Annotated in this window: 14 protein-coding genes; 2 read left to right on the forward strand and 12 right to left on the reverse strand. The window is 63.9% G+C overall.

The annotated features are described in order from the left end of the window. Positions 1-4 precede the first annotated feature (4 nt). Positions 5-682, forward strand: a complete 678-nt coding sequence (locus tag FNV92_RS28445) for an esterase/lipase family protein (RefSeq protein ID WP_143843629.1) — start codon at positions 5-7, stop codon at positions 680-682. On the opposite strand, the gene FNV92_RS28450 is transcribed toward FNV92_RS28445, so the two are convergent. The 4 genes from FNV92_RS28450 to tcuA all read right to left on the reverse strand — a co-directional run bounded on the left by FNV92_RS28450 (position 675) and on the right by tcuA (position 3,960). Further along, positions 675-1,226, reverse strand: a complete 552-nt coding sequence (locus tag FNV92_RS28450) for a disulfide bond formation protein B (RefSeq protein ID WP_143843628.1) — start codon at positions 1,224-1,226, stop codon at positions 675-677. The two genes, FNV92_RS28445 and FNV92_RS28450, sit on opposite strands and share 8 nt — an antisense overlap. 19 nt (positions 1,227-1,245) lie before the next feature. After that, positions 1,246-1,404, reverse strand: a complete 159-nt coding sequence (locus FNV92_RS28455) for a DUF5993 family protein (protein WP_041749040.1) — start codon at positions 1,402-1,404, stop codon at positions 1,246-1,248. A gap of 71 nt (positions 1,405-1,475) precedes the next feature. Next, positions 1,476-2,582 (reverse strand): tricarballylate utilization 4Fe-4S protein TcuB, encoded by a 1,107-nt coding sequence (tcuB, locus tag FNV92_RS28460; protein WP_143843627.1) that lies wholly within the window; start codon positions 2,580-2,582, stop codon positions 1,476-1,478. Beyond that, positions 2,569-3,960, reverse strand: coding sequence for an FAD-dependent tricarballylate dehydrogenase TcuA (gene tcuA, locus FNV92_RS28465; protein WP_143843626.1), 1,392 nt, complete (start codon positions 3,958-3,960; stop codon positions 2,569-2,571). Before tcuA ends, tcuB begins: the two co-directional genes overlap by 14 nt. 161 nt (positions 3,961-4,121) lie before the next feature. On the opposite strand from tcuA, the gene FNV92_RS28470 reads away from it, so the two are divergent. Then, positions 4,122-4,805: a GntR family transcriptional regulator gene (locus FNV92_RS28470; RefSeq protein WP_143843625.1), complete on the forward strand. Its 684-nt coding sequence runs from the start codon at positions 4,122-4,124 to the stop codon at positions 4,803-4,805. A gap of 5 nt (positions 4,806-4,810) precedes the next feature. Here the strand turns inward: FNV92_RS28470 and FNV92_RS28475 are convergent, their stop codons facing one another. The 8 genes from FNV92_RS28475 to FNV92_RS28510 all read right to left on the reverse strand — a co-directional run bounded on the left by FNV92_RS28475 (position 4,811) and on the right by FNV92_RS28510 (position 14,347). Then, positions 4,811-5,566: an IclR family transcriptional regulator gene (locus tag FNV92_RS28475; protein ID WP_143843624.1), complete on the reverse strand. Its 756-nt coding sequence runs from the start codon at positions 5,564-5,566 to the stop codon at positions 4,811-4,813. An 8-nt stretch (positions 5,567-5,574) separates the two neighbouring features. Continuing rightward, positions 5,575-6,456, reverse strand: coding sequence for an NAD(P)-dependent oxidoreductase (locus FNV92_RS28480; protein ID WP_143843623.1), 882 nt, complete (start codon positions 6,454-6,456; stop codon positions 5,575-5,577). A gap of 63 nt (positions 6,457-6,519) precedes the next feature. Next, complete coding sequence (locus tag FNV92_RS28485; protein WP_143843622.1) at positions 6,520-7,716, reverse strand: ABC transporter substrate-binding protein; 1,197 nt, start codon at positions 7,714-7,716, stop codon at positions 6,520-6,522. Positions 7,717-7,732: 16 nt separating this feature from the next. Further along, positions 7,733-8,590: an alpha/beta fold hydrolase gene (locus FNV92_RS28490; RefSeq protein ID WP_143843621.1), complete on the reverse strand. Its 858-nt coding sequence runs from the start codon at positions 8,588-8,590 to the stop codon at positions 7,733-7,735. Next, entirely contained in the window at positions 8,587-8,991 is a 405-nt protein-coding gene (locus FNV92_RS28495) for a hypothetical protein (protein ID WP_244623615.1), read from the reverse strand. Before FNV92_RS28495 ends, FNV92_RS28490 begins: the two co-directional genes overlap by 4 nt. Positions 8,992-9,288: 297 nt before the next feature. Beyond that, complete coding sequence (gene ybaK, locus FNV92_RS28500) at positions 9,289-9,762, reverse strand: Cys-tRNA(Pro) deacylase (protein ID WP_143843619.1); 474 nt, start codon at positions 9,760-9,762, stop codon at positions 9,289-9,291. Positions 9,763-9,872: 110 nt separating this feature from the next. After that, complete coding sequence (gene fdhF, locus FNV92_RS28505) at positions 9,873-12,641, reverse strand: formate dehydrogenase subunit alpha (protein WP_143843618.1); 2,769 nt, start codon at positions 12,639-12,641, stop codon at positions 9,873-9,875. Beyond that, positions 12,638-14,347 carry an NADH-ubiquinone oxidoreductase-F iron-sulfur binding region domain-containing protein gene (locus tag FNV92_RS28510; RefSeq protein WP_143843617.1) on the reverse strand — a complete coding sequence of 570 codons (1,710 nt, stop codon included), beginning with the start codon at positions 14,345-14,347 and terminating at the stop codon, positions 12,638-12,640. The genes fdhF and FNV92_RS28510 overlap by 4 nt, the downstream gene beginning before the upstream one ends. Positions 14,348-14,588 lie beyond the last annotated feature (241 nt).

Raw genomic sequence — 14,588 nt, forward strand, 5'->3', positions numbered from 1 at the left:
TACGATGCGCGAGGCGCCGAATTCGGTTGGCGCGCGATGCCCTGGCGTGGTTCTGCTCCACGGCATCGCGCGCACCTCGGCATCCCTGAAAGGCCTCGAGCGGTCGCTCCAGGCGAGTGGCTTCGCCACGCTCAACATCGACTACGCCAGTCGCACCAAACCGATCGCGGCCCTTGCGGACGATATCCACCCGGCGATCGCCCGATTCGCCGAACGTGGTGCGCCGCTGCATTTCGTGGCCCATTCTATGGGTGGTCTGGTGACGCGCGCCTATATCGCGAAATACCGGCCAGGCAGGCTTGCCCGCGTCGTGATGCTCGGCACGCCGAACGGCGGCAGCGAGGTCGCCGATCTTCTGAGCGGATCTTGGCCCTATGGTTCATTCTACGGACCTGCCGGGTGCGAACTCACGACCGCAAGCCGATCTAACGCCGCGACCGCCGTGGACTATCCCGTCGGCGTGATCGCAGGAAACCGTTTCATTGACCCCATCGCCGGCCTCTTCGTTCTCCCGAAGCCGAACGACGGACGAGTATCCGTACAAAGTGCGATGCTTGCCGGCATGACCGACCACATCGTCGTGAAAGCCTCCCATACCGGACTTCCACGTCACGCTGTTGCGATCGAACAGACGATCGCTTTCCTGCGCGATGGCCACTTTCGCGCAGTTTCGGCTACCTGAGCAGGAGATAACGGACCGGGTTGTCGTCGCATTGACCCGCGCCACACTCAAGTACGGTCGACAGGAGATTTAAGGCAACCAGCAGCACGAAGATCGCGAATGTCGCATTCGATGCAAGCCCGTTGAAGGCAGTATCGCCATCTCGCGCGCCGGTGACATCCTTTATCACAAGGACAAGCGCGACGTAGCAGACGACCCCGATCGCCGCAATCAACGCCCAAGTATAGAAATGCAGCCCCAGCAGCATCGTGCCGTACCCGGGATCTCCGGGCGCAAGATGCAGCGACACCTGCCGGATCGCGATGAATCCGGTGACGAGACTGGCGATGAGGATCATCGCGTAGTGCGAGCCGCGCTCGCCGAGGCGCAAGTTGAACAAGAAACCCATGCCGATCGCGGCGAAGCCGGCCCGTTGCAGCAGGCAAAGCGGACAGGGCAACTCGCCCAGCGCAAGCTGATAATAGAACGCGACAGTCAGGATCAGCGAGATCCCGAGCAGCCCCAGCATGTTCAGGCTCGCCCCGACCGATCGTTGTTCGCTCATCTGTGAAGTGCTCATCTCGTCAGAACGAAAACTTCAGCGGATCGGTCGCGTGGTGGAAGAACCATGCGACCGTAACGACGGTCGTTGCGCTCCAGAGCGCGTAGCTCAGCCCCGCGCGCGAACGCCAGACGCAGCTACAGGCTGCAAGCGCCAACAGAAACGGCAGAAACATGTACATGAGCGCGGGCTCCCCAAGCGATTCGCGCATCGCGCGAATGGCCCAAGAGATACGTCAGCCCCGCACGCCCCTCAAGAGCCGGCTTCGCCGCGCCGCTCCTGCGCATAGCGCACCAGGGCCGCGAAGCGATAGATGCCATGGACGAACTTGCCGTAGGGCATGGTGATGAACAGCGCGAACACGGCGCCGAGATGCAGCGCCAGCAGCGGCCCCATGGCCGCCGTCTCGCGCAGGAGCAGAAGCAGCATGCCGGTGAGACCGGTCAGGAACAGCATGGCGATGAAGCCGACATCCATGCCGTAACGCTGCGCGTCGAGCAGTTCAGGCGCACGGCGTGACTTTGCGATGAACAGACCGATCGGGCCGACGATAAGGCCGATGCCGCCGAGCGTGCCCAACACGACGGGCAGGTCCCACCAGGGATACGGCGCTTCGCGGGCGAGCAGATAGTGATACAGCGTAGCGACCGAGGTGGCGGCAAAGCACAGCAGGAAGCCATAGAACGTCAGGTGATGATATAGCTTGCGCCGGTCGGTCGGCTTCTCGTCCTCGTTGTAGCAGCCGACGCCCCCGCCATGGAGATAGCGTAGCTCGCCCGCATCGCGGATCGCTTGAAAGATCGAGCCGCCGTCGGCGCGACCGCCGATCGGCGTGCCGATGTCGCGCCAGAACGCGCGCACGCTCATCACCAGCGCGAAGATCGCGTAGAGGAAGGCGGCGCTGAACAAGGCGGCCATCGCATTGTGCGGCAACAGCCTGTAGAAGGCGCCGGGGCCGGTGTGCACGCCGAACAGCACGGCGCGGTCGTTCAAGGCGACAAAGCCGAGGATGAAGGCCGCCATGCTGAGCGCAGCGACGATGCTGATGACGAGACCGTTGCGGGTGAAGGCGCCGGACAGCGCCTGCGGCCACGCATAGGCCGCGTAGGACTCGGCTCGCGCTACCGCCAGCGTCCGCGGGACGTTGACGTTGAACTCGTGCGGCGGCGAGAACTGGCAGTCGACGTAGCAGGCGCCGCAGGAATGACAGAGATTGGCGAGATAGTTGAGGTCGCCGTCGGAAAAGGCGCGGCGCATCTCCATGGCCGGGAACACCGCGCAGAGTCCCTCGCAATAGCGGCAGGAATTGCAGACCGTCATCAGACGGTCGGCTTCGTCCAGAATCCTAGTTCCGTGCATGTTTCGCCGCTTCCCGTCCTGCGATCCGCCCGAACACGCTGCCGATGGTCATGCCCATGCCGGCCGCGTAGCCCTTGCCGAGCACATTGCCCGCCATGATCTCTCCGGCCGCGAACATGTTGGCCGACGGCCTGCCGTCAGCCATCAGCATGCGCGATTCCTTGTTCACGCGCGTGCCGAGATAGGTGAAGGTGATGCCGGGCCGGACCGGATAGGCGAGATAAGGCGGCGTCTCGATACGCCGCGCCCAGTGGGTCTTGGCCGGCGTGATACCCTCAGTGACGCAATCGTCCAGGACCGTGTGATCGAACGTACCGGGGCGCACCGCAGCGTTGAATTCGGTGATGGTTTTCTCCAGCGCAACCGGATCGAGTTCCAGCTTGCCAGCGAGTTCGGCGACCGTCTGCCCCGCAATCGGCGGAAACAGCGTCGGCATGAAGCTCGTAACAACGGTCGAATCGAAGATGATGTAGGCGATCTGATCGGGCTGCGCGGCGACCAGCCGACCCCAGATCGCGTAACGCTTCGGCCAGATGTCCTCGCCCTCGTCATAGAAGCGCTGGGAGTGCTTGTTGACGACGATACCGAACACGACGGAGTCATGGCGCGTGATGATGCCGCCGTCGAATTTCGGCGCGCGGGCGTCGATCGCCACCGCATGACACTGCGTGGGGTCGCCGACCTCCTGCACACCCTTGTCGAGCAGCATTTTCAGGACCGAGCCGCGGTTATAGGGCGTGCCGCGGATCAGGAAGTTGTCGGCGGCCTCGCCCCAATATTGCTTCAGCCATTCGATGTTGGCCTCGAACCCGCCGGCCGCGGCGACCAGCGACGTCGCGCGAATCTCGGTCTCGCCGTTGATCGGCCGCTTGAGGCGCGCGGCAAGGAACATGCCGTCCTCGATCACGAGATCGGTGACCTCGGCGTCGTACTCGACGTCGACGCCGAGCCGCTCCGCGGTCAAATATAATGCGTTCAGCATCGCCCGGCCGCCGCCGAGGAAGAAGGAGTTGGTGCGGCCGAGGCTCAGTGTTCCGCCGAGCGAGGGTTGCCAGCGTACACCCTGCTCCACGATCCAGTTCAGGATATCCTTGGACTCCCGGATCATGTGACGGGCGAGCACCTCGTCGGTCTTCCCGCCAGTCACGCGCAGCAGATCCTCCCAAAACTCCTCTTCGGTATAGGGGCCGGTCAGGATCTCGGTCGCGGCGTCGTGAGCGCAGCGCATGTTGCGAGTATGGCGGGTGTTGCCGCCACGATAGAACTTCGGCGCGCCTTCGAGCACGAGCACCGAGGCGCCGCCGCGGCGCGCCGAAATCGCCGCGCACAACGCCGCGTTGCCGCCGCCGATCACCAGCACGTCGTATTTGCTGCTCATGCCGTCTGCCCAATGCGACGAAGAGTTAGAGACATTCTGCCCGCCGACGGCTCCGGTCAACCGAACCGCCATTGCGCACGTTTGTATACAAAGATATACAGATCTGGCGCAAGCAGCAATCTGTGCATAGGCAGAATGCGCTTGGCAGCCCAAGAGGACACATGGCCAGACGCCCGGCAAAGGCAGGCGGATCAATCGCACGTGGCGGCGGCGTGGCGCTGGGAGAAGTGGTGTTCCGCTCGCTCTGCGAAGCGCTTCAGGCCGGCAGCTACCGCGCCGGCGACCGCCTGCGCGAGGAAGAGGTCGCGCAGCGGCTGAAGGTCAGCCGCACGCCGGTTCGAGAAGCCTTGGGCCGGCTCGCGGCCCGCGGCTTCGTTGAGCCCGCCGGTGGCCGCGGGGTGATCGTGCGCAACCTCGATATTTCCGAGGTGCTCGAGCTTTACGCCATGCGCGAGATCATGGAGGGCGCCTCCGCGCGCCTCGCCGCCGAACACGCCTCGGCGACGGAGATCGACGCGTTCAGGGATATCGAGCAGGCTTTTGTCGAGGCCTCCGAGACCGATGCGGCCGAGATGGCGAGGCTCAACCGCGTCTTCCACGAGGCCATCTGCCGCGCGGCGCGCAACCGCTATCTGGATAACGCCTCTCGCGAATTGCAGGACTGGATCGCCCTGCTCGGCCCTACCACCTTCACCGTGACGGGACGCCCCTCGACAAGCCACGGCGAGCATGAGGCCATCATCGAGGCCATTGCAGCGCGCGATGGCGACAAGGCCGAACAGCTCGCGCGCGCGCATATTCGCGAAGCGCTGCGCTGCCGGCTGAAGCTGCTGCAGAAGCAGTAGACCGCTTATCGCCGCGCCCGCCGCGCAGGACGCGCATCATCGACCGAGGCTGCGAGGGCAGCGTCGAGCAGGTCGGTCGGCCCGCCCAGCGCACGCGTCAGGCGGATGGCGGCCTTCAGCAGCAGCGATGTCATCGTCTTGATGGTATCCCCCGTGAAGCGCGGCTTCGGGCCCGAGAGCGACAACGCCCCAACGCATTTTCCGCCGGGACCGAACACCGGACAGGCCAGCCCGGCGCAATCCGGATCGCGCTCACCGAACGACACGGCAATGCACCCCTCGCGGATCTCGTCATAGGCGTCGCCCTTTTCGCCGTCGAAGGCCAGAATGACCCGGCCGGCCGCTCCCCGGTCGAGTGGCAGCAGAGCGCCCGCCTCGACCCGGTCGAGCGTCGAATGCTGGGAATCGACGCGAAAGACACACAGCCTGCGCCTGGAATCGTGCCGCACATGGTACGACGGGCTTTCGGTCCCGTCGGCCACGAGCTGGCGCAGCAGCGGCATGACGCGATCATGCAGACTGTTGCTGCGTTGGTAGATCGCGCCGAGCCGGAACGGCGTCGGGCCGAGATGGTAACGGCCGTCGGCGAGCTGAACGAGATAGCCGAACTCCTGGAGCGAGGTCATCAGCCGCAGCAGCGTGCTCTTGTACATCTTGGTGCGACGCGCGAGCTCGGCCAGCGTCATCGGCTCCGGCGCATCCTCGAAGGCCGCGAGGATGGTCAAGGCACGGTCGACGGCGGCGACACCGGGCGAAGGCATACAGTCTCCTAATCTGGGAATCCGGAGGGATCGATCAGTTTGGCGATGATCGGAAAGTACGCATCGCCCATGCCCTTGTCGATCGTCTCCTCGAAGATCTCGCGCATCAGCGTTGCGCCGCGCAAATTCAGCCCGGCTTGGGCACCCAGCTCCAGTGCGTAGGACAGATCCTTCATCGCGTATTCGGTCGAGAAGGCGCGCAGCGGAAACTCCTGAGCGACGATCGCCTTCAAGCCGTGGTTGCGGAGTGCAAAACTGTCCGCCGAGCCCTTGGACAGCGTCTCCAGCAACAGCTTCGGCTCGACGCCGCTGTGCTTGGCGATCGCGACGGCCTCGGCCAGCGCGTTCACCGTCTCGAACAGCACCATGTTGTTGAGGATCTTCGTCACCTGCCCCGCCCCGGTGCCGCCGCAAAGAGTGACGTCGGTGGCGAAATGCCGGATCAGCGGCTCGACCTTCGAAAATTGCTCGGGTGTCGCGCCGACCATGACGCTAAGCGTGCCGTCCTGCGCTGCCTGACGGGTGCGCGCGATCGGCGCATCGATCCAGAGCGCGCCCTTGTCCGCGAGCTGCTTGGCGAAGGACCGCGTCAGGCCGACGTCGGAGGTGCCGAGATCGATCACGGTCTGGCCGCTCCTGATCGCCGGCAGGATGCCGGAGAATACCGACATCACGTGTTTGGCGCTGGGTAGGCAAAGAAAGATTGTTTCGCTGCCGCCGACCAGATCTTCGACCGACTTCGCCGCTGTCGCACCATCGGCCACGATCCGCGCCAAGGGCTCCGCGGCGAGGTCGAACGCAACCATCGCCCGTCCGCTCTTGCGCAACAGATTGCGGCAGATCGGCTCGCCCATGACGCCGAGACCGATGAACCCGATCACACCAGACATTCCGTATTCTCCTCGAAAATCTCGCCGCCGGACGGGCACGAGTGCCCGTCCGGTCGACTCTGTTTACTTCACAAGCGGACAACCGCCTTCGCTCATCGGCCGGAACACCTCTTCGCCCGGCTTGGAACTGACGACCTTGTAGTAGTCGTACTTGTATTTGGACTCCTCCGGCTTCTTCACCTGCACCAGATACATCGTGTGCAGCACGCGCCCGTCAGGACGGATCGCAACGTCCTTGTTGTAGGCGTCGTTGACCTTCATCTCGTGCATCTTTGCAGCGACGACCGTCGCATCCGTGGTGCCCGCGGCCTTAACGGCGGCGAGATAGTGATGGACGCCGCTATAGACGCCGGCCTGCACCATGCTCGCGACCTTGCCGTTCATCAGTGCCGCATAGCGCTTCGACCAGGCGCGGGTCTCCTCGTTGAGATCCCAATAGAACGAGGTCGTCACCTGCAGGCCCTGGGTAACCTTCAGTCCCAGCGAATCCACGTCAGTGATGAAGACGAGGAGACCGGCGAGCTTCTGGCCGCCCTCGACGACGCCGAACTCGCCGGCCTGCTTGATTGCGGTTTGCACGTCCGCGCCCGAGGTCGCGAGCCCGACCACGTCGGCTTTCGAGCCCTGCGCCTGCAACAGGAACGAAGCGAAGTCGGCGGTGCCGAGCGGATGCGCGGCCGAGCCAATCACCTTGCCGCCCGCCGCTTCGATGAATTTGGTGGCGTCACGCTGGAGCGCGTGGCCGAATGCGTAGTCGGCCGTGACGAAATACCAGGTCTTGCCGCCGGCACGCGTGATCGCATCGCTAGTCAGCTTCGACAGCGCGTAGGTGTCGTAGTTGAAGTGAAAGCTGACGGGCGAGCAGGACTTTCCGGTGAAATCGGACGAGCCGGGACCCGAGATCACAAAGATCCTGTTCTTCTGCTTGGCGACCTCCAGGATGGCAAAACCTGCCGAGGAGGCCGCGCCGTCCGCGATCATGTCGACACCCTCATTGTCGAACCATTTTCGCGCGGTGGCCGAGGCAATGTCCGGCTTGTTCTGGTGATCAGCCGAGATGATCTCGATCTTCTTGCCGAGCAGTTCGTTGCCAAAGTCTTCCGCTGCGAGCTTTGCCGCGGCGACCGAGCCGCGCCCGCCATTGTCGGCGAACACGCCGGACTGGTCGTTGAGCACGCCGATCCTGATCACATTGTCCGCCGCAAACACGGTGCCCGTCTGGACGGCCAGAACGGCCGCCATCATCCAACGCAACTTCATAACATACGCCTCCCTTTTACCAATTTTGCTTGCCTAGGATTTCTTGCAGCACCGGCCCGATGTAGCGACGGAACTGCGCCGGGTTCTCACTCATCGGAAAATGGCCGAGCCGGTCCATCACGGTCACCTTGGCACCGGGGATGCCGGCAGCGGTGCGTAGCGTGTCCTCCGGCGTGCAGGAAAAATCGTACTCACCGGTCAAGAGATAAAGCGGGCACTGGTCGACTTCGATAGCGCTGGTGCGTCCGCGCAGATCGCCATCGACCCGGTAGAAATAGAGGTCGCCTTTGAAGATGCCGGGGCCGCCCTGCTTGTAGCCCCACAGCGTCTCGTTACGTGAGGCATCGGGACCATTCGGCGCGATCAGCCCGGAGACCAGCGCCGCGCAGACCTCGCCGCCGTGAATGTCAGGGCGGTTGAGCCAGGCCGTGTCGTACCAGGGCTGCTGGAAGTCCGCTGACTCAAGCCCGATCAGCGCGCGAAATTCACGCGCATGTTCGATAGCAAGATTGAGCACGATGCGGCCACCGATCGAGCAGCCCATCACCACCGGCCGCTCCAGCTTGAGCGCCTTGCAGAAGGCGCGGATGGTTGCGGTGTAACTCGCGGTGGTCAGGCGATATTCGCTGCCATATTGGCTATCGGGCGGATTGGACTTGCCGTGCCAAGGCATGTCGAAGGCGATGACGCGGAAGTTTTTTGTGAACTCCTCATCCGCGAGCAGATGGCGCCACTGCCGGGCGTCGGAACCTGCCGTGTGCAAACAGACCAGCGGAATGCCGCTGCCGTTCTCCTCGAAATAGATCCGGTTGATCTCGCCGTCGATCTCGACGTGTACGTAACGGCCGACGATCGGTTCGATGATGCCGCTCATGACGCGCCCCCAAAGCCGCTTTGGCGGGGCAAGGCGAGCAAATCCTTGAAGTATTGAAGATGCGCCATGAAGGGATGCAGATCGCCTTCGAGGCTCGCCTGCCCGCGCTTGGTCAACGCCAGCAAATCATGCCAGCCGGCCGGCGGCATTGCCTGCCAATAGGCGGCGAATGCGGCCGGCGTCGCGCGATATGCGAAACGCCAGGATCGCATCAGGACCGGCGCAGGCGTCATGTCGACAATCTGTCCGGCGCGGATCGCGACATGAAACGGCTGCGTGGTCGGCCCGAGCAGGCAATCGACGTCGAGCCAGCGGCCGCGCGCGATCAGCGAGGCATCGCGCGCCAGCAATTCCGGGATCGCCTTGAAGCCTTCGAAGATCGCCTCTTGTGTGTACGTCACCGGCGGATCAGCGTTTGGGTGGACGCGTTGGGATTCCATCGTTTCGTCCCTCGGACTTTTTTGTTCTGTTAGATAGAACGATATTCTATTTCTGTCGTAGACCTATACAGACCCCGCGCGTGAACTCAAGTCCCGACCGATGTTGTGGGATGGTGCGACAGCGACCAGACACGGGCCGATGTTCGAGGGAATCAAACCACGCTTGCCGACTGAGTGACTTGGCTAAGGAATCAGCCCCTCACCGCGCCGGGCACCGAGAGCGCGATCGAGACAATCGCAACTCGCCATCAAGCTTCTTCAGGCGAGCACATCCGCCACGACCGTTTTCAGGACATCCCGCACGTCGGTGGGCTTGAGCCGCACCTGCAAGCCGCGCTGGCCACCGTTGAGAAAGACCTGGTCATGCGCGAGCGCGCTCTGCTCGATCACAGTGCGCACAAGCTTGCGCTGCCCGAACGGGCTGATGCCGCCAACCTTGTAGCCGGTGACGCGCTCGGCTTCGGGCGGCTTCATCATCTGTGCGGACCTTCCGCCGGCAGCAGCGGCAAGCTTCTTCATCGAGACTTCCTGGTCGGACGGAACGACGACGCAGACCGGCTTGCCGTCCACCAGCGCCATCAGCGTCTTCAGGACGCGCGCCGGGTCCTCGCCGAGCGCGGCCGCCGCCTGGAGCCCGATGCTCTCGGCATCAGGGTCGTAGTCGTATGTGTGAACGGAGAAGGAGACTCCGGCGGCATCGAGCGCGCGCGTGGCTGGGGTGACTTTGGACATGAACGGTGTTTACCACCGTCGTTGCGAGGAGCGAAGCGACGAAGCAATCCAGAAACCCACCGCGGAGACAGTCTGGATTGCTTCGCTTCGCTCGCAATGACGACGGAGTGCTACTCCGCCGCGTCCCGCATCTCGGCCCGCTCGGCTCTCGCCGCGCAGAATTTGAACTCCGGGATCTTGCCGAACGGATCGAGCGCCGGGTTCGTGAGCAGGTTCGCCGCCGCCTCCGCGTAGCAGAACGGCATGAACACCATGTTCTCCGGCACGTCGCGGTCGGAGCGGACCTTGACCTCGACGGCGCCGCGGCGGGTCTCGAGCCGGATGAAATCGCCCGGCGCGAGCTTCTTCTTTCGCATGTCCTTCGGCGACATGAAGGCGACCGCCTCCGGCTCGATCTGGTCGAGCACTTGCGCGCGGCGCGTCATCGAGCCGGTGTGCCAATGCTCGAGCACGCGGCCGGTCGAGAGCACCATCGGATATTCGGCGTCCGGCACCTCGTCGGGCGGAATGACCTTGGCCGGCACGATCTTGCCGCGACCGCTGGCGGTCGGGAAGCCCGTGGTGAAGATGATCTCGTTGCCGGGCACGTCGGGACCGTCGACGGGGTAGGTGACGGCGCCTTCGCGCACCAACCGCTCCCAGGTGATGTTTTTCAGCGACGGCATCAGTTCTGCCATCTCGGTGAAGACATCGCCCGGACCGGCATAATTCCAGGGCAGGCCCATGCGCTTGCCGATCTCCTGGATGATCCAGAGATCCTGCCGCGCATCGCCGGGCGGCTTGACGACCTGGCGCGCGAGCTGCACGCGGCGATCCGTGTTGGTGAACGAGCCCTCCTTCTCCGCGAAGGCAGAGGCCGGCAGGATGACGTCGGCGTGGAACGCGGTCTCGGTGACGAAGAGATCCTGCACCACGAGATGATCGAGCATGGCGAGCGCCTGCCGCGCATGCTGAAGATCGGGATCCGACATCGCGGGGTTCTCGCCCTCGATATACATGCCCTTGATCTCGCCGGCATGGATCGCGTTCATGATCTCGACCACGGTGAGACCGCGGACGGGATCGAGATCCTGGTCCCACATCTTTTCAAAAGCCCCGCGCAAATCGTCGCGGCTGACGGGCTGATAATCCGGCAGGAACATCGGGATCAGGCCGGCGTCGGAGGCGCCCTGCACGTTGTTCTGGCCGCGCAGCGGATGCAGGCCGGTGCCGGGACGGCCAACCTGGCCGGTGATCAGCGCGAGCGCGATCAGGCAGCGCGCATTGTCGGTGCCGTGGACGTGCTGGCTGATGCCCATGCCCCAGAAGATGATCGACGACTTTGCGCGCGCATAGATCCGCGCGACCTCGCGCAGCGTCTGTGCCGGGATGCCGCAGATCGCTTCCATCTTCTCCGGCGTGAACTCCTTGATCTTCTCCTTGAGGTCCTCGAACCCTTCGGTGTAGCCGGCGATGTACTGGTCGTCGGTCAGGCCTTCGGTGATGATCGTGTTGATCATGGCGTTCAGCATGGCGACGTCGGAGCCCGGCTTGAACTGCAGATGCCTGGTCGCGTGCCGCGACAGCGTCTGCCGGCGCGGATCCATCACGAACAGTTTTGCACCGTTCTGCTTGACGGCGTTCTTGATGAAGGTCGCAGCGACGGGATGGTTCACAGTCGGGTTGGCGCCGATCACGATGATGACCTCGGCGTCCATCGCGGCCGCAAACGGCGCCGACACCGCGCCTGAGCTCAGCCCCTCGAACAGCGCCGCCACCGATGAGGCGTGACACAGACGGGTGCAGTGGTCGACATTGTTGGAGCCGAAGCCGGTGCGCACCAGCTTCTGGAACAGATAGGCCTCTTCATTGGAGCCCTTGGCCGAGCCGAAACCGGCCAGCGCTTTCACGCCCTTCTCGTCGCGGATCTTGACCAAACCCTTTGCGGCGATGTCGAGCGCCTCTTCCCAGCTCGCCTCGCGGAAATGGGTGAAGGGATTGGCGGGATCGACCTGGTCGTTGGAATCCTTCTTCGCATTCGGCAGCCGCACCAGCGGCTTTGTCAGCCGATGCGGGTGGTGGATGTAGTCGAAGCCGAAGCGGCCCTTGACGCAGAGACGATTGTGATTGGCGGGGCCGTCGCGGCCCTCAGCATAGATCACCTTCTCGTCCTTGACCTCGTAGGTGACCTGGCAGCCGACGCCGCAGAACGGGCAGAGCGAGTCGACCTTCCGGTCGGCATAGGTGACACGCGTTTGCTTCTCGTCGAGCATCACGGCCGGCATCAACGCGCCGGTCGGGCAGGCCTGCACGCATTCGCCGCAGGCAACGCAAGTGGACTCGCCCATGGGATCGTCGAAGTCGAACACGATCTTCGAGCCGTGGTTGCGATAGGCCATGCCAATGACGTCGTTGACCTGAACCTCGCGGCAGGCGCGCACGCACAGGCCGCACTGGATGCAGGCATCGAGATTGACGCGCATCGCCGGATGGCTGGCGTCGGTCGCCCAGCGCTCGGCGGCGGGGAAGCGGCTCTCGGTGACGCCTGTCGTCTCGGCCCAATGCCAGAATTTCGAGTCCGGATCGTGCGAGGTCTCGCGCGCCGGCTGGTCGGCGACGAGCAGCTCCATCACCATCTTTTGCGCCGACACGGCGCGCGCGCTCTCGGTTTTCACCTTCATGCCGACCGACGGCGTGCGCTTGCAGGACGCAGCCAGCACGCGCTCACCCTCGATCTCGACCATGCAGGCGCGGCAATTGCCGTCGGGGCGATAGTCGGGCGCCGGCGAATAGCACAGATGCGGGATCTCGCGGCCCTGGCGCATTGCGACCTGCCAGATCGTCTCGCCGGGATTGGCTTCGACCTGCTTGCCGTCGAGTTCGAATGTAACCTTGGTCATTCGGCCGCTTCCTTGAACTCGTCAGGGAAATATTTGATCACGGTGGCCAGGGGATTCGATGCCGCCTGTCCAAGCCCGCAGATCGAGGCGTCGCGCATCGCCTGGCTCAATTCTTCCAGAAGCGCGCGGTTCCAGACCGGTTTCTGCATCAGCAGCGCCGCCTTCTGGGTGCCGACGCGGCACGGCGTGCACTGACCGCAACTCTCGTCTTCGAAGAACTTCATCAGGTTCAGCGCCGCCGCGCGCACGCTGTCCTTTTGCGACAGGATCACGATCGCCGCGGAACCGATGAAGCAGCCGTATTTCTCCAGCGTGCCGAAATCGAGCGGGATGTCGTCCATCGACGCCGGCAGGATGCCCCCTGACGCGCCGCCCGGCAGGTAAGCGTAGAACTGGTGGCCGTCGGCCATGCCATCGCAATATTCGTCGATCAGCTCGCGCACCGTGATGCCGGCGGGTGCCAGCTTCATCCCGGGATTTTTCACGCGCCCCGACACCGAAAAGCTGCGCAGGCCGTGGCGTTCGTGGCGACCGTGGCTGTTCCACCAGTCGGCGCCCTTCTCGACGATGTCGCGCACCCACCACAGCGTCTCGATGTTGTTGATCAGCGTCGGCAGACCGAACAGGCCGGACTGGAAAGGATAAGGTGGCTTGTGCCTGGGCAGACCGCGCTTGCCCTCGATGCTTTCGAGCAGCGAGGATTCCTCGCCGCAGATATAGGCGCCGGCGCCGCGACGCATGTGCAGCGTCGGTCCGCCCGCCGGCAATTTCGCGATCTCGCGCTCGAGGATGGCGCGCGCCGCCGGATATTCGTCGCGGATGTAGATGTAGACGTCGGACGCCTCCACGATGTGCGCGCCGATCAGGGTGCCTTCGAGGAAACGGTGCGGGTCGCTGTTGAGGTAGAGGCGATCCTTGAAGGTGCCCGGTTCGCCCTCGTCGCCGTTGACCGCCATGAGCCGTGGACCGGGTTCGCCAAGCACCGCGCGCCATTTACGTCCTGTCGGAAAGCCTGCGCCGCCGAGACCGCGCAGGCTGGAATCCTCCAGAGGCTTGAGGATCTCGTCCCGGGTGATCTGCCCCGAGCGAAGCTTCGACAGCAGCTTGTATCCGCCGTCCTTCACATAGGCGTCGTAGTCGACATAGGCGGGAAGGTGCGCATGGACGTCGCCGCGCTCTGCCGTGGCCAGCACTTCGGCGGCTGTCGCCTGATGCACGAAATGGTGGCCGACTTCCGCGACCGGCGCGGCGTCGCACAGTCCGACGCAGGGCGCGCGCACCACGCGAATGCCGGGACCCGCACTGCTCTGCAAGTCCTGCAGCAGCTGTTCGCCGCCCAGCATCGCACAGGTGAGGGAATCGCAAATCCGGATGGTCAGCGGCGGGATGCTTGGCTCGCCTTCCTTCACCACGTCGAAATGCGCGTAAAAGGTCGCGGTCTCGAACACCTCGGCGAAAGCGAGCTTCATCTCGTCGGCGAGCGCAGCGAGATGCGCGGCCGAAATCTGGTGATACTTGTCCTGGATCAGGTGCAGATATTCGATCAGCAGGTCGCGACGCCGCGGTCTGTCGCCGAGCAGCTGCTCGATCTCGTGGGCCGCGGTCGGGTCGACCTGCCGCCCCTTGGGCGTGGCCTTGGCGCGCCGGCGCCCTTCGCCCGGATGTTCGAATTCCCTGACCTTGTGAACGTCGTCGTTGCTGCTCATGGAAACGTCGCGTTCTCCTCAAAACCGATGCAGTCCAGCGGAACCGCCCTCATCTTCCGAGGCGCACTTCCAAGCTTGATCATCGGGAACGGCATTGCCTCTGTCCCTCAGATCAACCCTCGATCGACGCGACTCTAGTCTCTGGTATGCCAGATGCAAGAAAATTTAGGACGTCTCTATCGTGATTTAGGGGCAGGCGGTCGTACCACCACGCCCCCTCACGCAAAAACAAACGGAACCC

The organism is Bradyrhizobium cosmicum, assembly GCF_007290395.2.
Classification (GTDB): Bacteria; Pseudomonadota; Alphaproteobacteria; order Rhizobiales; family Xanthobacteraceae; genus Bradyrhizobium; species Bradyrhizobium cosmicum.